This window comes from Massilia sp. 01N410, assembly GCF_056399665.1.
Genome location: NZ_JBFTRV010000007.1, coordinates 108,629 through 128,491, shown reverse-complemented (window position 1 = coordinate 128,491; position 19,863 = coordinate 108,629). Strand labels below are relative to the sequence as shown.

At 65.7% G+C, this 19,863-nt stretch carries 16 protein-coding genes; 4 read left to right on the top strand and 12 right to left on the bottom strand.

From position 1 onward, the window contains the following. Positions 1-107: 107 nt before the first annotated feature. From AC1DOP_RS11845 to AC1DOP_RS11825, 5 genes are all read right to left on the bottom strand, one after another. The gene (locus AC1DOP_RS11845; protein ID WP_442121464.1) at positions 108-1,175 is read right to left on the bottom strand and encodes a porin; all 1,068 of its coding nucleotides are present in this window, start codon (positions 1,173-1,175) and stop codon (positions 108-110) included. A gap of 25 nt (positions 1,176-1,200) precedes the next feature. Continuing rightward, positions 1,201-2,511 (bottom strand): MFS transporter, encoded by a 1,311-nt coding sequence (locus tag AC1DOP_RS11840; RefSeq protein WP_442121465.1) that lies wholly within the window; start codon positions 2,509-2,511, stop codon positions 1,201-1,203. 154 nt (positions 2,512-2,665) lie between these two features. Then, complete coding sequence (locus tag AC1DOP_RS11835; protein ID WP_442121466.1) at positions 2,666-3,529, bottom strand: class II aldolase/adducin family protein; 864 nt, start codon at positions 3,527-3,529, stop codon at positions 2,666-2,668. A 56-nt stretch (positions 3,530-3,585) separates the two neighbouring features. Then, complete coding sequence (locus AC1DOP_RS11830; RefSeq protein WP_442121467.1) at positions 3,586-4,581, bottom strand: PDR/VanB family oxidoreductase; 996 nt, start codon at positions 4,579-4,581, stop codon at positions 3,586-3,588. Positions 4,582-4,599: 18 nt separating this feature from the next. Next, on the bottom strand, positions 4,600-6,135 hold the full coding sequence (locus AC1DOP_RS11825; protein WP_477251291.1) for a Rieske 2Fe-2S domain-containing protein: 1,536 nt from the start codon (positions 6,133-6,135) through the stop codon (positions 4,600-4,602). 288 nt (positions 6,136-6,423) lie between these two features. Here AC1DOP_RS11825 and AC1DOP_RS11820 point away from each other — a divergent pair, with 288 nt between their 5' ends. Together AC1DOP_RS11820 and AC1DOP_RS11815 are read left to right on the top strand one after the other, a co-directional pair. Beyond that, positions 6,424-7,098, top strand: coding sequence for a GntR family transcriptional regulator (locus AC1DOP_RS11820; protein ID WP_442121469.1), 675 nt, complete (start codon positions 6,424-6,426; stop codon positions 7,096-7,098). Next, positions 7,095-8,132, top strand: coding sequence for a lysozyme inhibitor LprI family protein (locus AC1DOP_RS11815; protein WP_477251289.1), 1,038 nt, complete (start codon positions 7,095-7,097; stop codon positions 8,130-8,132). The genes AC1DOP_RS11820 and AC1DOP_RS11815 overlap by 4 nt, the downstream gene beginning before the upstream one ends. Positions 8,133-8,251: 119 nt before the next feature. Here AC1DOP_RS11815 and AC1DOP_RS11810 read toward each other — a convergent pair whose 3' ends face one another. From AC1DOP_RS11810 to AC1DOP_RS11790, 5 genes are all read right to left on the bottom strand, one after another. After that, the gene (locus AC1DOP_RS11810) at positions 8,252-8,920 is read right to left on the bottom strand and encodes a TonB family protein (protein WP_477251287.1); all 669 of its coding nucleotides are present in this window, start codon (positions 8,918-8,920) and stop codon (positions 8,252-8,254) included. A gap of 86 nt (positions 8,921-9,006) precedes the next feature. Then, positions 9,007-9,579 (bottom strand): flavin reductase family protein, encoded by a 573-nt coding sequence (locus AC1DOP_RS11805; RefSeq protein ID WP_477251285.1) that lies wholly within the window; start codon positions 9,577-9,579, stop codon positions 9,007-9,009. Between the two features lie 34 nt (positions 9,580-9,613). After that, entirely contained in the window at positions 9,614-11,572 is a 1,959-nt protein-coding gene (locus AC1DOP_RS11800; RefSeq protein ID WP_477251283.1) for a CocE/NonD family hydrolase, read from the bottom strand. Between the two features lie 72 nt (positions 11,573-11,644). Continuing rightward, on the bottom strand, positions 11,645-12,541 hold the full coding sequence (locus AC1DOP_RS11795) for a PLP-dependent cysteine synthase family protein (protein WP_477251281.1): 897 nt from the start codon (positions 12,539-12,541) through the stop codon (positions 11,645-11,647). A gap of 103 nt (positions 12,542-12,644) precedes the next feature. After that, entirely contained in the window at positions 12,645-14,990 is a 2,346-nt protein-coding gene (locus AC1DOP_RS11790; RefSeq protein ID WP_477251279.1) for a hybrid sensor histidine kinase/response regulator, read from the bottom strand. Positions 14,991-15,134: 144 nt separating this feature from the next. Between AC1DOP_RS11790 and AC1DOP_RS11785 the strand changes: the two genes are divergently transcribed. Then, positions 15,135-15,524, top strand: coding sequence for a cupin domain-containing protein (locus tag AC1DOP_RS11785; protein ID WP_477251277.1), 390 nt, complete (start codon positions 15,135-15,137; stop codon positions 15,522-15,524). Between the two features lie 24 nt (positions 15,525-15,548). On the opposite strand, the gene AC1DOP_RS11780 is transcribed toward AC1DOP_RS11785, so the two are convergent. Next, positions 15,549-16,454, bottom strand: a complete 906-nt coding sequence (locus AC1DOP_RS11780) for a hypothetical protein (RefSeq protein WP_477251275.1) — start codon at positions 16,452-16,454, stop codon at positions 15,549-15,551. A 106-nt stretch (positions 16,455-16,560) separates the two neighbouring features. Continuing rightward, the gene (locus AC1DOP_RS11775; RefSeq protein WP_477251273.1) at positions 16,561-18,975 is read right to left on the bottom strand and encodes a glycoside hydrolase family 31 protein; all 2,415 of its coding nucleotides are present in this window, start codon (positions 18,973-18,975) and stop codon (positions 16,561-16,563) included. A gap of 232 nt (positions 18,976-19,207) precedes the next feature. Between AC1DOP_RS11775 and AC1DOP_RS11770 the strand changes: the two genes are divergently transcribed. Beyond that, a complete protein-coding gene (locus tag AC1DOP_RS11770; protein ID WP_477251271.1) occupies positions 19,208-19,861 on the top strand; it encodes an HAD family hydrolase in 654 nt (217 codons plus the stop codon). Positions 19,862-19,863 lie beyond the last annotated feature (2 nt).

The window sequence follows — 19,863 nt, the reverse complement described above, 5'->3', positions numbered from 1 at the left end:
AAGGCCTGCTTCCGAGCAGGCCGCCCGCACGCGCTTGAAGCCATGACGCCGTAGCCGCAAATAAAAAAGCGGCGCCTCGGCGCCGCTCCCGTCAGCACGTCATCCGATCAGAACGCGTGCCGCAACCCGATCATCGCGGACTTATCCCCGGTCCCCGACTCGATCGCACTACCCACCGTATAGCTCGCACCATTCCGGTTATTGATCTTCGAGATCGCCATATTGATGTCGGTCCGCTTCGACAAGGTATAGCGGTAGCCGATCGCAAGCTGCGAGGCATCCTGGTTGAAGGCCGTACGGTCATCCTTGTAGATGTACGAGGCCAGCAGGGCGTGGACGCCACCGATGGGCACCGTCAAACCCACCATCGCATCGCGGCTGTCGGTCGAGGCGATCGCCGGCCGGCCGAAGGGATTCGCCGTGTTGCGCAGCACCGAGCTGTTCAGGCCGCGGTTCCAGTCGTACAGCCCGTGCAGCCTGACCACGCCGAAGTCGTAGACGGCGGCGATCGTCGTGTTCTTGGCGTTCTCGGTACCGTGCAGGGTCGCGCTATCGTTGTTGCGGTTGTGGTAGCCGAGCCGCACCTGCAGCGGGCCGTTGGCCCAGGCCAGCGATCCGCCCAGCTGGCGGCCGGAGGCGCTGCTGCCGCTGACCTCGCCCGGCGCCGCCACCAGTTCCACGGTCACGCCGTTGGCGGTCGGCGAGATGTACTTGACCGTATTATCCATGCGGCTGAAGGAATTGCCGCTGGTGCCGAGCAGGTTCTTGGTATCGCCAACCCAGCCCGAACCGAAGGGATCGGCAAACACCTGCACCAGGTAGTGTGGCGTGTATTGCCGGCCGAGCAGCACGCTGCCGAAGCCGCCCTGCAAACCGACATAGATCTGGCGTCCGAACAGGAGGCCGCCCTGGCCCGATGCACCGGTGTCGGGCTGGAAGCCGCTCTCCATCAGGAACAGCGCCTTCAGGCCGTTGCCGAGGTCCTCGGTGCCCTTGAAGCCGAGCCGCGAGCCGCCGGTGGTGCCGCCGGTGATCTTGGTCATCGAGCCGGCGGTGCCGCCGCTTTCGCGTACCACCGCCGTGTCGAGCATGCCGTAAATGGTGACGTTACTCTGGGCGCCAGCCAACTGCGATGCTGACGCCAGCAAGGCAGATACGATCAGTTTCTTCCTCATCCGTTGTCTCCGTTTTTTGTCCGCATTATCTTGGGTTGACCGCCTTTGCAGGCAATGCAAAGGTTAGCACACAGCCAACTAATAGACAGACAGCAATCGCGATCACGCCCGCATTGGTGCTGTTTGTCATGGTTTTCACCACACCCAGCATGTAGGGCGCGATCATGCCGGACACGCTGCCGACCGAATTCGCCAGCGCGATGCCGGCAGCGGCAGCCGCACCTGTCAATACGGCCGGAGGCAGCAGCCAGAACTGCGAGATCGTGGTGATGATGCCCATGGTTGCCAGGGTCAGCGCCAGCATGGCGATGGCCGTGTTGTCGGCATAGGCCGCGCTCCAGGTCAGGCCAACGGCGCCGGCGACGCCAGCCAGCGCCAGGTGCCAGCGGCGCTCGCGCCGGATGTCGGAGCTGCGACCGACCAGGATCATGGTGACGGTGGCCGCGGCATAGGGAATGCAGGTGAGCATGCCGATGTCGAAGGGACTGGAGACGCCGCTGGCCTTGATGATGGTCGGCAGCCAGAAACTGATGCCGTACAGGCCCATGGTGTAGAACAGGTAGATGCCGCTCAGCAGCCAGACACGCGGGTTCACCAGGCCGTCGCGCAGCTTGTGCAGGTGGCCGCCCTGCTTGTCCTGGGCGAGGTCGTGCTCGATCAGCGACTTCTCGCTGTCGTCCAGCCATTTGGCGTCGGCGACCTTGTCGTCGAGGTAGAACCAGGCCATGCAGCCGAGGATGATGGTCGGGATGGCCTCCAGCACGAACACCCATTGCCAGGCGTGGTGCCCGCCGACATTGTCCATCGTGCCCATGATCAGGCCGGACAGCGGTCCGCCGATCACGCCCGACATCGGGATGCCGGTCATGAACAGCGCCGTGACCTTGCCGCGGCGGCTGGCCGGGAACCAGTAGGTGAGGTACAGCAGGATGGCGGGGAAGAAGCCGGCTTCGGCGACGCCCAGCAGGAAGCGCAGCGCGTAGAAGCTGGCCGGCGACTTCACGAACATCATGGCCGCCGAGATCACGCCCCAGGTCACCATGATGCGGGTGATCCACTTGCGGGCGCCCACCTTCAGCATGACGATATTACTCGGGACTTCGAACATCAGGTAGCCGGCAAAGAACACGCCGGCGCCCATCCCGTAGACGGCCTCTGACAGGCCGAGGTCGGACATCATTTGCAGCTTCGCGAAGCCGACGTTTACGCGATCGAGATAGGCGAACACGTAGCATAGAAACAGAAAAGGCAGCAGGCGCCAGGCGACCTTCGAATATGCCCTGGACGCTTCGTCGATCGTGGACGTGCCTACTGCCACCTTGGTTGAGCTCAGCATTGTTTTGTCTCCAGATATGGTTATGGAACGTGCCCGGTATGGCGGCATCTCGTGGATGCCGCTTCCGTGGTCTATCGTCCGCGGTGTCACCGCCCGTGGTCGGCGGTTTGAAACAATGGAGCAGCGGGATAGCTAACTGAACATCAGTCAAACCTCAGTTAAACATATCGGGCTGCGTTTTTGCCAATTGGTCAAAAATCGGCTGGAAGTGCAGCCAGCCGATGTATTCGCTGCCAACGTGCTCGCGGCTGTAGCGCGAGCGGTCCGGCGGCACCATCACCGGCTTGATGCCGGTCGCTTCGATCATCAGCTGCTGCTGGCAGCAGCGCTCCAGCGCGATGAACCAGAAGGCGGCCGCTTCGATGCTGTGGCGGCTCGCCGTCAGCAGGCCGTGGTTCTGGTGGATCGCCGCCTTCACGCCCTTGAACCAGTCGCACACCGACAGCCCCGCCTTTTCCTCAACCGCCACCTGGCCCGCCTCTTCGCGGATCACGACGTGGTCTTCGAAGAAGGCGGCGGCGTCCTGGCTGATCGGATCGAGCTCGCGGCCCAGCGATGCAAAAGCGGTGCCGTAGACGGTGTGCGCATGGCACATCGCGACGATGTCCGGGTGCGCTTCATGCACCGCGGCGTGCAGCACGAAGCCGGCGCGGTTGATCGCATACTCGCCCTCGACCACGCGGCCCTGGTGGTCGGCCAGGATCAGGTTCGACACCTTCACCTGCGAGAAATGGACGCACATCGGGTTGGTCCAGTACAGCTCCGGATGCTCGGGGTCGCGCACCGTCAGGTGGCCGGCGAAGCCATAGTCGAAGCCGTGCTGGGCGAAGGCGCGGCAGGCCGCGACCAGGCGCTCCTTGCGGTGGCGGCGTTCGTCGGCCGGATCGCCGAAGGCCGGGATCTCGGGGTAGATGACGTCGCTCTGCCGCGGATGGTAGATCGATCGCAGCGCGTCCTTCTGCGACTGCGCGATGCGCTCCGCCTCGACGGGGGCGAACTGTTTTACTTTGTCCAGCATGTTGTCTCCTTGAGTATCAACTTGGGTTCCCGCCTTCGCGGGAACGACGGTGGCGTTTAGAGGTCCAGTACCAGCACGGGGCTGGTGGCGCGCGACACGCAGGCCGTCAGGAACTGGCCGTGTTCGTCGTCGCCGAGGATGTAGTCGCGGTGGTCGACCTCGCCCTCGATATAGCGGATCTTGCAGGTCGCGCACAGGCCGGCCTGGCAGGAAGTCTCGATGCGGATGCCGTTCTGTTCCAGCACGTCGGCGATGCTGCGGTCGGCCGGCACTTCGAGCAGGGCGCCGCTGCTGGCGATCCTCACCATGAAGGCGCCGGGCGCCAGTGCCCCGGTGTCGGGCGCGGGCTCGGGCGCCTTGAAGTGCTCGCAGTGGACGGTGCCGGCCGGCCAGTGGCCGGACGCTTCCGCACAGGCTTTCATGAAGCCGGCCGGGCCGCAGTAGAACAGGTGGGCGCCCTCTTCCGGCTCGCGCAACAGCGCGCCGATATCGAGGCCGTCGGCCGGATTGCCGTGGTCGAAGTGGTGCACCAGCTTGCCGTGTTCCCAGGCGATACCGAGTTCTTCCCTGAACGCGGCGCAGCCGGGATTGCGGGCGCAGTAGTGCAGCTCGAAGGGGATGCCGGCATGGTCGAGCGCATGCGCCATCGACTTCAGCGGGGTCACGCCGATGCCGCCTGCCAGCAGGATCACCTTCTTCGCCTGCGGCACCAGTTCGAAGTTGTTGCGCGGTGCGCTGACCGTGGCCAGGTCCTGCACCCGCAGCGCGTCATGCAGGGCCTTCGAACCGCCACGTCCCTTCTCGTCGCGCAGGACCGCGATCACGTAGCGGTGGCGCTCGGCCGGCGGATTGCACAGCGAGTACTGGCGCGTCATCCCGTTCGGAAGATGGACGTCGATGTGTGCGCCGGCGCTGAAGGACGGCAGCTCCTCGCCCTGCGGGTGCACCAGTTCGTACGAATTGATGCCGCTCGCCTCGAAGCGGATTTGCTTCACCAGCAGCGACAGCTTGCTCCTGTCGCGGCTGATGATATGGGTCTGGGTCATTTCCATGTCGGGTCTCCCGCGGGATTACTGCCTGGTCGACTGTTCCAGCTCGTCGAACTTCTGGCGCACGAAGGCCGCGCGTTCGTCGCCCTTCATGTTTTCGCTTTGCGTGAGGATGGCGACGATCTGGCGCGTCACATGGCGGCGGCGCGCCACCTCTTCCTTGACGGTTCCGCCTTCCGGCACCTCCAGCACATTGCCCGAGCAGTAGCTGTTCGGCGCGGCCGCGTTATCGCGCAGCCACTGCGCGAATTCCCGCGGACCGGCGGCCGGGTTGCTGCCGCGGACGGCGTCGCGCAGCATCTTCCGGAACAGGAACACGCCGGCGTCGAACTTGGTCGGGTTCTCCAGCGCGTGCACCGCGATCGGGCGCTGGCTGATGATGGCTTCGTAGTCGCCCGGCGCGTACTGGCACTCCTTGTAGTTGTGGCGTGCGCGGTGGTCCGAGGGGATCGGCGGCATGTCTTCGAGCTTGTACTTGCCGAAGCGTTCGGGACGGCGCATCGCCACCTGGCCTTCGAGGAAGTCGATGGTCTCGTAGCCGACCATCTCCTTGTTGCCGATGCCGCGGGTGTCGATACCGGGGCCCATCACGCGCCAGCCGATCATCTTCGAATTGACGTCGTCGACCGGCACGGTCCAGCGGATGATGTGGAAGCGCGAGAACAGCTTCTTGTTCGAGCCGTCTTCCGAGGTGTAGGCGTGCAGGCTGAGGTTGGGCAGTACCTGGTGCTGGACGCGCACGAAGAGCTTGTCCTTGTTCACGCGGCGGGCGCCGGCGCAGGCCAGGCCGCGGCCGCCGTGCACGGGGATGAACTGCATGTCCGGCGCGACTTCCATCGAGGCGGCGCCGACTTCGTCGAAGGTCGTGCCCTGGTACTGCTTGTTGACGACGTTCTTGGCGGAGTGCAGCGCGGTCGGGTGGAAGTTGTCGGCGGCGTTGTCCTGCACCTGCAGCCAGTTACAGTGCTGGAAGTTACTGTAGGGGACCAGTTCATCGCCCTCGGCCACCGTGAAGTTACCCTCCCACTCGGGGAAAGGCGGTTCGTCTTCCGGCGGGCCCATATAGGCGAACACCAGGCCGTGGCGCTCGAAGGCCTTGTACGCGCCTTGCTTGATGGAGCAGGCGTACTTCTCGGCTTCCTTCTCCTCGCCATTCGGGAACGGCACGTGCAGGCAGGTCCCGTCGACGTCGAACACCATGCCGTGGTAGCAGCACATGATGCCCTTTTCCTGGATCGCGCCATATTCCAGCGAGGCGCCACGGTGCACGCAATGGGCATGCAGCAGGCCGACGCGGCCGGAGCCGTCGCGGAAGGCGACCAGCTCTTCGCCGAGGATCTTCAGGAAGTGCGGGGTATCGGTCAGTTCCATCGACATGCAGACCGGATGCCAGAAGCGGCGCATGTACTCGCCCATCGGCGTGCCGGGGCCGACTTCGGTCAGCTCCGGATCGTGGCCCGGCACTTTATTGGTGTGGTAGCCGCCGTACGGGATCAGTTTCTTCGCAACCGCTTGGGTCTGGGCTGCGGCTTCGGCGGTCTTGTCGCGGGTGTTCATTGTGTGTCTCCTCTGGCTCGATGGTGGCTGCGTCCCGGAGGCGCATCCGTGTTCCGTATTCTGTATACAAAGCATACAGGCAAAAAATTTTTGTCGCTCGCACAGTTTGCGGCCGGGAATCTTTCTTACGATTCCGCCCACTCTGTGTTCTGTATACAGAATACATTGTTCGCTTCCGTGGATCGCTTGTCAACCGATTTTTTGTATCGCGCGCTCCTGCTCCGGTGACTCGGCTTAATAAATTGACTTCGGGTCAACTGGACGTATACTGAATACAAAGGTGAACCCATGCTCAAACAACTATCGAAAATTCAGGTACGTCCGGACCTCGTCGACCAGGTCTATCAAACACTGCTCGACGCCATCAGCGACGGCTCGCTGCCGCCCGGCGCCCGCATCACCCAGGAAGAAATCGCCGAGCAGATGGACGTCTCGCGCTCGCCCGTGCTGCAGGCCCTGCGCCTGCTGAAGAAGGACGGTCTGGTGAAGGATGCGCCGGGACGCGGCGTGCTGGTGGCGGAACTGGATCCGCAATGGATCGGCAACCTCTACCAGGTGCGCGGCGCCCTCGACACCCTGGCGGCGCGCCTGGCCGCCGAACGCAGGGCCGCCATCGACCCGCAGATCATCGCCAACGGCCGCAAGGCTTCGCGCGGCAAGGACGTGAAAGCGATGATCGACGCCGACATCGCCTTCCACACGGCGATCTACCAGGCCTCGGGCAATCCGCTGATCTTCGAGACGACCCAGTTCCACTGGGTGCACCTGCGGCGCGTGATGGGGGCGGTGCTGCAGTCGGCGATGCAGCGCGAATCGATCTGGGACGAGCACGAGGCGATGGCGCAGGCGATCGCGGCCGGCGACGTCGCGCGGGCGGTCGAGATGTCCGACCATCATGCGACCGAGGCGCGGCTGAATCTGGTGGCGCGGCTGAATGAAGTTCTGAGCCATCGGGTAGCATGAGACGCCTTGCCTTGGCCTGGGCGGCGATGGCGCTGGCCGCATCGGCTGCGGTGCTGGCTGCCGGCCCCTATCCGAACACCGCCAACTTCGGGGTGCCGTTTTCAAAGGATGAGGACTGGTACAAGCAGTGCATGCGGGTCGAACGACTGCAGCCGGCGCCTGCGCCTGCACAAGTCAGGGCGGCGCAGGACTGCGACGCCATCGACCTCTATGACCGCAAGCGCAGCCAGGCCAGCACGTCGCAGGCCGAATGGGATCAGGTCCGCGCCTGCGCGCTGGCGAAGAACGACAACGGCGTGCTGATGATGCTGTATGCGAACGGCTACGGGGTGGCGCGCGATATGGACCGTGCGATTCATCACGCCTGCATCGTCGACTACATCGCAAAGGCCGAGATGACGTCGCGCGTCGCCCATCTCGCCGGCGCGCAGGCACAGGACAAACCCATCGATGTCTGCGACGACATCACCAGCGGCTATATGGGCGCCGTCTGCGCGCAGCGGCGGGAAACGCAGAACGGTCGGACGCGCAATTCCCGCCTGGAGCGAATGGAACGCGCGCTTCCTGCCGCAAGCCGCGCAGCATTCTCGAAGCTTCGCCAGGCGGCGGAGCGCTACGCCAGCGAAGCCGGCAGCGGCGAGAACGACGCCCGCGGCACGGCTGCAGCGGACTTCGCGTTCCAGCGCCAGGCCAAGCTGCGCGAACAAGCCATGCAAGCCATGCTCGACACAGTCGCCGGAAAGCTGCCGCCGGCGTCGGCCGAGGACTTCGCGCAATGGGACCGCCAGCTGAACGAGGCCTATGGCAGGGTCATGGCGATTCCGTCGACCCAGGACGGCCATCCCGGCCGCATCGGCGACTCGACCATCGAACACGCCGACGTGCGCAAGGACCAGCGCCTCTGGCTGGCCTACCGCGACGCCTTCCTCGCCTTCCGCGCCAGCCTGCCTTCGGGTCCAGGCGCGGACGCGATCAGGACCTTGCTGACCTCGCAGCGGACGGCCGAGCTGCGCGCACTCGAGAGCTATCGCTAGCGCGGGCGGGCGTCGACGCTCAGGGTCGACAGGGAGGAATCGACCGGCATCGCCGGCACGTGGACGCCGGGGTCGCCCGGAACGTGGCCGCCCGCCACGTCATGGGTCCTGAAGCACCCTCAGTGTGCATCGCCCAGCACGCGCAAGTGGTCGATCGCGACGACGTTGCCCTGCGCGGCGGCCTCGGCGTACAGGCGGTGCGCTTCGGCGAGATCCCTGGGAACCTGCTTTCCGGACTCGTACTTGGAAGCCAGCGCGATCTGCGCCATGGGCTGCCCGGCTTCGGCCGCGCTGATCACCAGCTTCAGGCCCGCCGCCTGCTCGGCCTCGGTCCTGCTTGGCCCGCTCAGCAGCGCGCCAAGCGCATAGCGCGCTTCCAGGTTGCCGTCGAGAGCGGCTTGCTGGAGCCCCTTCCACAGCTTGCCGCTCGACGGCTCCATCGTCCACACATACTGGACCTGCCCCCACATCGTCACCGGCCGGTCGTTGAGCATGCCTGGCGTATGGGGACATTTCCTGAAGGCGGTCTGCGCGGCCTGGTCGAGGTCGGCCGAACCGCTGGACAACAGGATTGTAGAGTCGAGCACGGCGCCGCTTTCATCCACCTGGACGCCGACGATGACCAGGCCTTCCTCGCCCCTTCGCAAGGCCGGCTTTGGGTAGCCGGGAAACTTGCAGCGCGCCGCGTCGATCGAGGGCAGCTTGAACCGGGTTTCCTCGGCAAGCGCGGATCCTCCCGTATGAGACAGTGCCGCGGCGAGAATGAGAGTCGAGATGATCCGCTTCATGGGCGCGCCCGATACGAAAGTGATTGGAATGACAATCTTAGGGTATTGTCATCACGGCCACAAGCCTTGATGGCGCCGGCGCGCAATCAGCCCATGTCGTCCCCGGCAAAGAACGGCGCCCCGATCTCGAAGAAGTGGCCGCCCGCCACGTAATGAATGCTGCGCATGCCGCCCTCTTCCATCTTCCAGTGCGCGCCGTCGAACACGGCGGGATCGGCCCAGGCGGCCACGACTTCGCCGAGGAAGAGATCGTAGGCCTGCTGGATGTGCGGCTCCGGAATCAGCCGGCACTCCAGCCAGCCCAGGCAGCCTTCGACCAGCGGCGCGGCTACTTTCGATCCCGCGGCGGTGGCAATGCCGTGCGCAGCGAACTTGTCGACCTCGGCGCCGGTCTCGTTGCCGACATCGACGGTCAGGCGCGCCTGCGCCCGCGACGGAATGTTCAGCACGAACTCGCCCGAGGCCTCGATCAGCCCGCGGGTAAAGGTCGACTTGTCGATCACCACCGCCACCTTGGGCGGATCGAAGTCGAGCGGCATCGACCACGCCGCCGACATGATGTTGGACCGCCCGCCGTGGTGGCTGGTGACGATCACGGTCGGGCCGTGGTTCATCAGGCGGTAGGCTTTGCTTAGCTCGACTGGTACGCGGTCGCTCATCCTGCTGCTCCTTTCGAACGGCCGCGCACGCGCATCAATGCCCCGGCATTACCATCAGCTGCAGTCCCGAAGGCGTCTGCGCCGCATGGTAGACACGCTGGGTCGCGGCCTTGAAGTCTTCCGGCCTGGCCTTCGGAATCGAGGTGAAGGTCTGCGGGTTCAGGTCGATCAGCGGGAACCAGGAACTCTGCACCTGCACCATGATGCGGTGGCCGCGCCGGAAGGTGTGGTTGACGTCGCCCAGATGGTAGCTGATTGCCTCGATCTTGCCCGGCACGAAAGGCTCCGGTTTCTCGAAGCTGTTGCGGAATTTGCCGCGCAGCGGGTTGCCGCGCACCAGTTGCTGGAAGCCGGCCAGGCTGGTCTCGGGCGCGCCGACGTCCTTGCCGCGTGGGCCGCGTTCGCCGGACGGGTACTCGTTCGGATACACATCGATCAGCTTGACGACCCAGTCGGCGTCCGTGCCGGTGGTCGAGACGAACAGCTTGGGCGTGACCGGTCCGGCGATGGTGACGTCCTCTTCCAGTACGTCCGACTGGTAGGTCAGCACGTCCGGACGGGTGGCGGCAAAGCGCTGGTCGGACACCATGTATTCCTGCGGCACCCCTAGCGAGGGGTAGCCGATGTAGGGCACCGGCTTCTTCGGATCCGATACGTACTCGTCATAGTCGGCGCCGGCGGCGGGCTGGGTCCAGCTCAGCTTCCCGCCCGGTGCCAGGTAGAGCATGCGGGCCTTGGCCGGCGCCGGCGGCCAGGCCGTGTACTGGCGCCAGACGTTGGAGCCGGTCTCGAACACGGTCACCTCGGCGATCGGCCGGGCCGGCTTCACGCCCTTCAGGTGCTGTTCGAAGAAGGGGAACTGGATCTGGGTGCGGAAGTATTCGCCGGTCTTGCTGTCGAAGCGCACGTGGCCCAGTTGCTGGCCGTCGTAGCGCGCCCAGCCGCCGTGCACCCACGGGCCCATCACCAGGCCGCTGAAGGTGGTCGGGTTGAACTTCTTGACCGCTTGGTAGGTCGTGAACGGGCCTTGCGGGTCTTCGGCGTCGAACCAGCCGCCGACGCTCAGCACCGCCGCCTTGACGCCCTTCAGGTGGCGCGAGATGTCGCGGGTCTGCCAGAACTGGTCGTAGGTGTCGTGCTCGATGGTCGGCGCCAGGTAGGCGCGCTGGCCGTCGGTCAAGGTCGCCAGGATGTTCGGCATGGTCAGGTGGCGCAGGTAGAAGTCGTAGGCGTCGGAGGCGCCATAGTCGAAGCGCTCGCGGCTCTTCGGGCCGGTGGTCGGGTTTTTCTGCTCGACGAAGTTGGCGTAGAAGCCGAAGTTCGCCGCCAGCATGAATGCGCCGCCGTGATAGGAGTCGTCGCCCATGTAGAGGTCCGTCACCGGCGCCTGCGGCGAGGCCGCCTTGATCGACGGGTGGGAATCGATGATGCTGGCCGAGGTGTAGAAGCCCGGGTAGCTGATGCCGTAGATGCCGGCCTTGCCGTTGTTGTTGGGGACGTGCTTGAGCAGCCATTCCATGGTGTCATACATGTCCTGGCTTTCCTGGCCCTCGCCGGCGGCGCGCTGCGCCTTCAGGTGCGGGGTCATCTCCTGCCACTTGCCCTCGGACATATACCGGCCGCGCACGTCCTGCTTGACGAAGATGTAGCCGGCATCCTCGAATTCCTTCGACGGGCCGATCGAAGTCGGATACCAGTCCTCGCCGTAGCGCAGCTCACCGTCGGCGTACACGCCGGCGCTGTATGGCGTGCGGTTGATCAGGAAGGGATAGCTCTTCGAGCCGTCCTTCGGCACGTAGACTACGGTGAACAGCCTGGTGCCGTCCCGCATCGGGATCCGGTACTCGTACTTGGTGTAGCTGGCGCGCAGGTCGCGCTGGACGGCGGGCGCATCGGCGGCCACGGCATTGGCGGCGAAAGCCGAGGCGGAGGCTGCGCCCGCGAATGCGAAGGCCAGCGACAGTGCGAGGATGGAAACAGGACGGCGGCTCATGATTTCCTGATCGGAAAGATAAAGCCGCCAGTATATGTTCAACAAGTAAGATTTGTCATGCCTGACGGTCCGCTAAAAGTACTTCGACAGGTAGAAGGCGCCCGAGTCCGGGAAGACAGTGGCAATACGCAAGCCCTGCACATGCGGCAGCAGGCCGGCGATGCCGGCGGCCACGCAGCCGCTCGATCCACCTGCCAGGATGCCCTCCTCGCTGGCCAGGCGCCGGCACCAGGCCAGCGCGTCCTCGTCCGCCACCTGCACCACGTCGTCGACCACCGCCGGGTCGAAGCTGCGCGAAGGCTGGCGCTTGCCGACGCCTTCGATCCGCGTCTCGAGGGTCCCCTGGACAGGCTCGTCGGTCACCAGCTTGCGGTAGGACGAGTGCAGGGGCTCGACGCCGATCACGCGCACCCGTGCGTCGCACTCCTTCAGGTAGCGGCCGATGCCGGAGATGGTGCCGCCCGAGCCCACGCCGCAGACGAAGACGTCGATCTCGCCGGCCAGCTGGCGCCACAGTTCGGGGCCGGTGTCGCGGTAATGCGCTTCGCGGTTGAGCGGCGTGCAGTACTGGTCGAGGTAATGGGCTTCGTTGTCGCGGGCCAGGTCTTCGGCGCAAGCATGGTAGTCGTCCGGCGCACAAGCGTGGACGGTGGCGCCGTAGGCGGCGATGCGCCTGAGCTTTTCGGTACTGGTGGTGTCCGGCACCGTGACGTCGCAGCGCAGGCCCAGCACGGCGCTGGCCATGGCGAGGGCGGCGCCGGTATTGCCGGACGAGCTCTCGACCACGTGGCGGGTGCCCGCCGGCATATGGCGCAGCATGTAGCGCACCATGCGGTCCTTGATGCTGCCGCCCGGGTTCATGTACTCGAGCTTGGCCACCACGTTCGCCTCCGGAAACACCCGGCCAAGCCTGACGACCGGGGTCTCGCCGATCGCGTCCATCACGGAATTTCTGACCTGGGATTGCACGCCTTCTCCTCCTTATAATTGCTATGGAGCAAGGCTAGCATGAAGAGTTTTTACGTGGCGCAAGATTGCAAACAATCGTGCGCCACGTGTCACAGTCTGGGGATCACAGCCTTCGCGCGGCGACGGCGGCGATCACGGCCTGCTTGAGCTGCAGGTCCGTGAACGGCTTGGTCAGCACGCGCGCCGCCAGGTCGGAGGCGCCCGCCACCAGGCTGCCGTAGCCGGACGCGAACACCAGCGCCACACCCGGATGGTCGGCGACGATCCGGCGCGCCAGGGTCAGGCCGTCCTGGTCGGGCAGGCTGTAGTCGACCACGGCGACGTCGAAGCGCTCGCGCGCCAGGATCGCGATCGCGGCGGCGGCCGTCGGCGCTTCGGCGACGCGGTAGCCGGCAGTGCCCAGGATGTCGCGGTACAGTTCCCTGGCCTGGGCATCGTCTTCGATCAGCAGCACGCGCAGGCCGTCCGGGTGGACGACGCGGCCCGGCTGGGCCGGGGGCTCCGGCGCCGCGGCGGCCTGCTGGCCCTGGCCGCCCAGCATCTGGCGCACCTTGGCGGCCAGCTTCTCGCGGCGATAGGGTTTGCTGAGGAGTTCCACACCGGCGTCGAGGCGGCCACCATGGATGATGGCGTTCTGGGTGTAGCCGGAGGTGTACAGCACCTTCAGGTTGGGCAACAGGCTTCTCGCCTGGCGCGCCATCTCGGTGCTCTTGATCTTGCCCGGCATGACGACGTCGGTGAACAGCAGGTCGCAGCGCACGCCGGCGCGCAGCACGGCCAGCGCCATCTCGGCGTTATCGGCGCGCAGCACCTGGTAGCCGAGTTCGGACAGGATGCCGACCACGGTGGCCTGCACGTTCAGGTCGTCCTCGACCACCAGGATGGTCTCCGTGCCGCCGCGCATGTCGCCGCCGCCGACCTGTTCCGGCAGCGTCTGCTCGGCTTCCAGCGAACGCGGGAAATAAGCCTTGATCGTGGTGCCGTGGCCGACTTCACTGTAGATGCGGAAGTGGCCGCCGCTCTGCTTGACGAAGCCGAAGGCCATCGACAAGCCGAGGCCGGTGCCCTGTCCCTCGCCCTTGGTGGTGAAGAAGGGTTCGACGGCGCGCGCCAGCACCTCGGGCGTCATGCCGCTACCCGTGTCGCTGATCGCCAGCAGCACGTACTGCCCCGAAGGCACCTCATGGGCCGCGCTCACATAGGTATCGTCGAGCATGGTATTGGACAGCTCGATAGTGAGCTTGCCGCCGTTCGGCATCGCATCGCGCGCGTTGATCGCCAGGTTCAGCACCACGTTCTCGAGCTGGTGCGGGTCGACCAGGGTATTCCACAGCGAGGCCGACACCGCCATCTCCACCTCGACGGTCTCGCCGACGGCGCGCTGCACCAGGTCCTCCATGCCGCGCACCACGCGGCCGGCGTTCAGCACCACCGGCTGCAGCGGCTGGCGCCGCGCGAAGGCCAGCAGCTGTGCCGCCAGCTTGCCGCCGCGGTCCACCGCCGACAAGGCCATGTTCAGGTGGCGCTGCGCGGCCGGGATGCCCGCCACGGTGCCGCTCAAGAGCTGCAGGCTGCCGCCGATGACTTGCAGGATGTTGTTGAAGTCGTGGGCCACGCCGCCGGTCAGCTTGCCGACCGCCTCCAGGCGCTGCCCATGCTGCAGGGCCTGGCGCGCCTCCTCCAACTGGGTGCGCTGGGTGATGTCGCGGGTAATCTTGGCAAAGCCGACCAGCTTGCCCTCGGGATCGTGGATGGCATCGATCACCACGCTGGCGCGGAAGGCGGAGCCATCCTTGCGCACCCGCAGGCCTTCGGCTTCGAAGCGGCCGTCCGCGCGCACCTGGGCCAGCACCTGTTCGGGCTTGCCGTTGCGGCGATCTTCCTCCGTGTAGAAACGGCTGAAGTGGCTGCCGACGATTTCATCGGCCGCATAACCTTTGATCTTGCGCGCGCCGGCATTCCAGGTCGTCACCACACCTTCCGGGCTGAGCATGTAGATGGCGTAGTCGACCACGCTGTCGACCAGCAGCTTGAACTGCTCCTCGGTGCGGCGCAGCGCATCGCGGGCCAGCTTCCTGTCGGTGATGTCGCGCGTGATCTTGGCAAAGCCGAACAGTTCGCCGTGGTCGTCGTGGATCGCGTCGATCACGACCGAGGCCCAGAAGCGGCTGCCGTCCTTGCGCACGCGCCAGCCTTCGGCCTCGAAGCGTCCCGACTCCAGCGCGGTCTTCAGGGCCCGCTCGGGCACGCCCGCAGCACGGTCGGCTTCCGTGTAGAAGCGCGAGAAGTGCTGACCGAGGATCTCCTGTTCCTCGTAACCCTTGAAGCGGCGGGCGCCGGCGTTCCAGCTGGCCACCGTACCGTCCGGGTTGAGCATGTAGATCGCGTAGTCCGCCACCCGCTCGATGAGAAGCTGGGCACGGCGCTGGGCATTGAGGTCGCTCGACATGAAATTATGGAAACTTTAAATTCCCGAGTATAACAGTGGGGTAGCCGCCTGCGCGGAATCCCGCCGTCTTATACAATCGATATTGGGCAGCAGCTGTCGAACGCAAGAGGCAGCTGCCGAAACTGAGTCAACAGGAGAACAAGCATGTCGGGTTACAGCATCAATATCGAAGAAAAAACCCTCGCAGGTAACAACTTCCGCGAGGTCCTGTACACGACCCCGCGCAGCCAGCTGGTCATCATGACCCTGCAGGCCGGCGAAGAGATCGGCATGGAACACCACACCGGCCACGACCAGTTCATCCGCGTCGAAGCCGGCACCGGTGTCGCCATCCTGGACGGCGAAGAGCACAAGCTGGAAGACGGCGTGGCCGTGGTGGTGCCGGCCGGTACCGAGCACAACGTGATCAACACCTCGAAGACCGAGCCGATGCGCCTTTACACCCTGTACACGCCGCCGGAGCACCCGGACGGCATCGTGCACGCCACCAAGGCCGAGGCCGACGAGTACGAGAAACACCACCACGAAGAGTGATGCCGCCCGCCGCGGCCTCAGGCCTCAGCCCTTGCAGGCGAAGCCGTAGCGGGTCATTTCGCAACCGCGCTGCAGGCACTGGCGTTCGTCATAGCCGTGGGCGCGGCATTGCATCAGCGTTTCCTCGCGGCGCTGGCGGGCCGAGGGTTCGGCGTCGGCGGCCCTGGCGCTGGCCTCGGCCTTGACGCGCTTGCGGACATGGCTGCGCTGGCGCTTGGGCGGCGGCGCCAGGTCGGCGGGCTGGTCGTCGGCCGGCACGGGCTGGCCTGCGCCGGCGTCGGTCTGCGCCGCTGCCGATCCGCCCACCGCGGTGCTTCGCTCCGCGGTGCTTGCCTCCGCACTGACAGGCGCAGCCAGCGCGGGCGCCGGCGTGACGGGCGCCGCCACCCTTGCCGGCAAGGCCCGCGATGCCTGCGCCGCTTCCAGGCCGGGGGCGGCGGATGCGGGGGCGGGATTCGTGTTCGCCACCACCACCAGCGCGTCTTCGACCTGGCTCTGGTCGTACAGATAGAGGCCGCCGCTGGCCAGCAGTGCGAGCAGCACGCCGGCCGCACCCCAGGCGACGAGGCGCCGCCCCCAGAGACGGCTGCGTTCCGTGCGCCGCTGCTCCTCGGCGTCCAGGGCCAGGCGTTCGGCGAGCCAGCCCGGCACCTGCTCCTCCGTGCTGTCGGCCGGTGCCCACGGTTCGGTCGCCTGCGCCGTCGCCCGCATCGGCGGCGGCCTTGGCGCTGGCGTCGGGATGGGCTCGGCGAAGGCCGGGGGCTGCGGCGCAAATCCCGTTGCCGGGACGGTGTCGCCGGGCTCCGCCGCTTGCGGACGCGGCTCGACGGTCGGGCGCGGCCGCGTGACTTGCTCGGCGGCGCCAGGGATTGGCGGCTTGGACTGCGCTGAGCCGCTTTCGTTGAGATCCTGCAGGAGTTGAGGCTTCATGGTGCGGTAGATCGCTTCTGCTTCCCCGCAGTTTAACGAATCGCCGACCATGCCGGAGCGCGCCTGAACACGGGCGCGCCCCCAACTCAAGCGTATGGGGCCCTGCTCAGAGCGCGATCGCCACCGCCATCGGCGCCTGGCGCAGAGCCGGCAGGCTCACTTCCAGCAGGCGCCGGCGGGCGTCCCAGCGGAAGACCTGGGCCTTGCCGTTGACCTGCACGGCACGTGGTTGTCGCCCCACGTTGTGGACCTTCAGCGTGAAGGCATGCGAAGTCGGGGCATAGCTGGCGCCGGTCTCCGGTTGCAGGGCGATCTCGAGCCTGCCGGCATCGAGCCGGCTGCTGAAGCGCACCAGCTCGTACTTGCCGGCCTCGAAGGCGTTCGGGGTCTTGCCGTCGTCGTCGTACAGCTGGCCGGACGAACTCTTCACGCCGGCGTCGTGCCAGTAGTGCAGGTCGAGCGCACGGGTCGAGTAGTCGCGGGTGCTCTGCACCACCTTCGCCAGCGGCACGAAGGCGCCGGCCCGCACATAGGTCGGAATATGGTCGGCGACGGGCTTGACCACTTCGGTGATGCCGCCACGGTGCGGTTCGTCGGTATGGAAATCGAACCACGTAACGCCCTTGTCGGGGAAGTGCACTTCCTTGCGCGTCGCACCCGGCTCGACCACCGGCGCCACCAGGAAGCTCGGGCCCCACAGATAGGTCGAAGAGATCGCCGCCGCCGCTTCCTCGTCCTGCTCCTCGAACAGCATCGGACGCATCATCGGCATGCCGCTGCGGCTGTTCTCGAAGGCGATCGTGTAGCTATACGGCAGCATCGCGTAACGCAGGCGCACCGCCTCGCGCGCCAGCGCTTTCGTCTTCGGTTCGCGGAACACCGGCTCGGCCGCCACCTCTTCCTGGGCGTGCGGGCGGAACAGCGGCTGGAACACGCCGTACTGCAGCCAGCGCACATAGAGTTCGTCGTCCAGCACCGGACCGGCAAAGCCGCCGAGGTCGGAATGCATCCAGGCCTGGCCCTGCATCCCCATCTGCAGCGAGATCTCCATCTGCGACTGCAGGCCGCCCCAGCCGCGGCTGACGTCGCCGGACCAGGGGATCATGCCGAAGCGCTGCGAGCCCGAATAACCCGAGCGCATCAGGATGAAGGGGCGCTCGTCGGGATAGTCGCGCGCATAGCCGTCGTGGATCAGGCGCGCCCACTCGTGGCCGTAGATATTGTGGACCTGGTCGGCCGTGCCGGCCGCGTGCCGGGCTTCGGCCGGATGCACTTCGGGCTCACCCAGGTCGCCCCACCACCCGGCCACGCCGCCCGACTTCAGGTTCTTGTAGATGTTCCAGAACCAGGTCTGGGCTTCCGGCTTGAAGACGTCGACCAGGCCCGTGTTCCCGAAATAGAAATCGTAGCGCAGGGGCTTGCCGTCGCTGCCGGTGGCGAGCACGCCCCGCTGCGCGGCTTCATTCCAGCGCTTCGAGGTCGTCAGGATGAAGGGCTCGGTGATCAGGACGGTCTTGACGCCCTTCTGCAGGAAGTCCGCCATCATCTTCTCGGGCTGGGGGAAGTTGTCGCGGTCCCAGGCCAGGTTGCCCATGGTGCCCTTGACGGTCTTGCCGAACCAGTAGAGGTCGAGCACGACCGCGTCCAGCGGAATGCCGTCGGCGATGAACTTGTCGACCACGGCGCGGGTTTCAAGCTCGGTGTGATAGCCGAAGCGGCTCGCGAAATTGCCGAAGGCCCAGCGCGGCGGCAGCGGCTGGCGGCCCGTCAGGCGGGTATAGCCGTCCATGATCTGGGCCCAGTCGTCGCCCGCCACCACCTGGTAGGTCTTGGGACCGCCGATGGCTTCGAAGCGCAGGGTGCCGTCCTTGCGGCTGTCGAGATCGAGGTAGCCGGCCTGCGGATTGTCGAAGTGGATCGCATAGCGCTTCGAGGACAGCGCCATCGGAATCCCGTAACCCATCTGCTCGGCGTGGCTGCCGAAGCCGTAGGAGGCCTTGTTATACAGCGGGAAGCGGTAGCCGCGGCGGTTCATGCCGACCGCGCGCGAACCGGCGCCGTACAGGACTTCGCCGCCGTCGACCGCGAATTCGATCGACTCCAGCTGGTCGCCGCGGCCGTAGCCGCGCTTTTCGGCCACCAGCGGCTTGCCCTTGTAGCTGTAGCCGATGCGGAAGGGCGACTTCTCGACCGTGACCGTGATGCCCTCGGTGGCGAGCACGACGCGCGCCGCGTCTTCCTGCACCCGGACCGGCACCTGGCCCGCCGCCAGCACCACGGCGTGGGAGGCGGCCTGCGGCATGCCCTCTTCCGCGCTGGGCACGAAGCTGGTCTCGACGATGTTGGGCGCGTAGGGCTTGATCAGGTAGCGGCCGTCGCTGGTGGCGATCTCGTAGCCCTTGCCGCCGACGCTCTTGAAGCCGAGGAAGTGGCGGTCGGCGTTCTGGGCCTGGGCGAACGGGCTGGCGGTCAAGGCGGCGAACGCGCAGGCGAACGCCACCGCAAAGGTGGTGAATTTCATGGTCTCGTGGTCGTTGTCGTGATCTTGGCGGCCTGGGCGGCCGCAGGCAAGAGCATGCCAGAATTTACATGGTTGAGGTAGTTAATTTACACGCACGGGGCAAACGAGCTGGTATACCTCAGAAATTGCATGCGACAGCCTTACGTAGTTTGACTACGCCGGCTCAGCCCCTAACCGGTGCGGCAGCCCCTCCTCTGCTTGAGGTAACATCCAGGGGCCAGCCAGGAGAGCCATGAGTCCGACTACCCAACCCCAAGTACCGCCGCTTGTTCACACCGTCGTTTTTGATCTCGGCAATGTTCTGATTCGATGGGATCCGCGCATCCTGTACAGGAAGCTGTTTGCCGACGACGAAGCGGCAATGGAGCATTTCCTGTCCGAGGTGTGCAACATGGAATGGAACGAGCAGCAAGACCGGGGCCGTTCATGGAAGGATGGAATCGACATGGCGATTCAAACACACCCTTCCCATGAACGTCATATCAGGGCTTTTCGTGAGCGTTGGGAAGAGATGATACCGGGCGCGATCGAGGAGACCGTAGAGGTCCTCGCGGAACTCCGCGCGCTCGATGTCCGTCTGCTGGCCCTCACCAACTGGTCGGACGAAACCTTCCCCATCGCTCTCAGGCGTTTTCCATTCCTTGCCTGGTTCGAAGGCATCGTGGTGTCCGGCCGCGAACAACTCGTGAAGCCGGATCCGGCGATCTTCAGGCTTCTGATCGATCGCTACAAACTGGTCCCGGAGAACACCGTTTTTATCGATGACAGCATTCGCAATGTCGAGGCCTCCACCAAGGAAGGCCTGCGCGGCATTCATTTTCAATGCGCCGCCGACTTGCGCTTCAGGCTGAGGGCATTGGGACTTCCCCTGCCTGTGACGGAATAAGA

Excerpts from the sequence above, each read along its gene's own strand:
- AC1DOP_RS11790 (WP_477251279.1), bottom strand. The coding sequence starts at position 14,990 with ATGTCGAGCGACCTCAATGCCCAGCGCCGTGCCCAGCTTCTCATCGAG.
- AC1DOP_RS11810 (WP_477251287.1), bottom strand. The coding sequence starts at position 8,920 with ATGAAGCGGATCATCTCGACTCTCATTCTCGCCGCGGCACTGTCTCAT.
- AC1DOP_RS11775 (WP_477251273.1), bottom strand. The coding sequence starts at position 18,975 with ATGAAATTCACCACCTTTGCGGTGGCGTTCGCCTGCGCGTTCGCCGCC.
- AC1DOP_RS11780 (WP_477251275.1), bottom strand. The coding sequence starts at position 16,454 with ATGAAGCCTCAACTCCTGCAGGATCTCAACGAAAGCGGCTCAGCGCAG.
- AC1DOP_RS11835 (WP_442121466.1), bottom strand. The coding sequence starts at position 3,529 with ATGCTGGACAAAGTAAAACAGTTCGCCCCCGTCGAGGCGGAGCGCATC.
- AC1DOP_RS11815 (WP_477251289.1), top strand. The coding sequence starts at position 7,095 with ATGAGACGCCTTGCCTTGGCCTGGGCGGCGATGGCGCTGGCCGCATCG.
- AC1DOP_RS11845 (WP_442121464.1), bottom strand. The coding sequence starts at position 1,175 with ATGAGGAAGAAACTGATCGTATCTGCCTTGCTGGCGTCAGCATCGCAG.
- AC1DOP_RS11785 (WP_477251277.1), top strand. The coding sequence starts at position 15,135 with ATGTCGGGTTACAGCATCAATATCGAAGAAAAAACCCTCGCAGGTAAC.
- AC1DOP_RS11830 (WP_442121467.1), bottom strand. The coding sequence starts at position 4,581 with ATGGAAATGACCCAGACCCATATCATCAGCCGCGACAGGAGCAAGCTG.
- AC1DOP_RS11770 (WP_477251271.1), top strand. The coding sequence starts at position 19,208 with ATGAGTCCGACTACCCAACCCCAAGTACCGCCGCTTGTTCACACCGTC.
- AC1DOP_RS11820 (WP_442121469.1), top strand. The coding sequence starts at position 6,424 with ATGCTCAAACAACTATCGAAAATTCAGGTACGTCCGGACCTCGTCGAC.
- AC1DOP_RS11805 (WP_477251285.1), bottom strand. The coding sequence starts at position 9,579 with ATGAGCGACCGCGTACCAGTCGAGCTAAGCAAAGCCTACCGCCTGATG.
- AC1DOP_RS11825 (WP_477251291.1), bottom strand. The coding sequence starts at position 6,135 with ATGAACACCCGCGACAAGACCGCCGAAGCCGCAGCCCAGACCCAAGCG.
- AC1DOP_RS11800 (WP_477251283.1), bottom strand. The coding sequence starts at position 11,572 with ATGAGCCGCCGTCCTGTTTCCATCCTCGCACTGTCGCTGGCCTTCGCA.
- AC1DOP_RS11840 (WP_442121465.1), bottom strand. The coding sequence starts at position 2,511 with ATGCTGAGCTCAACCAAGGTGGCAGTAGGCACGTCCACGATCGACGAA.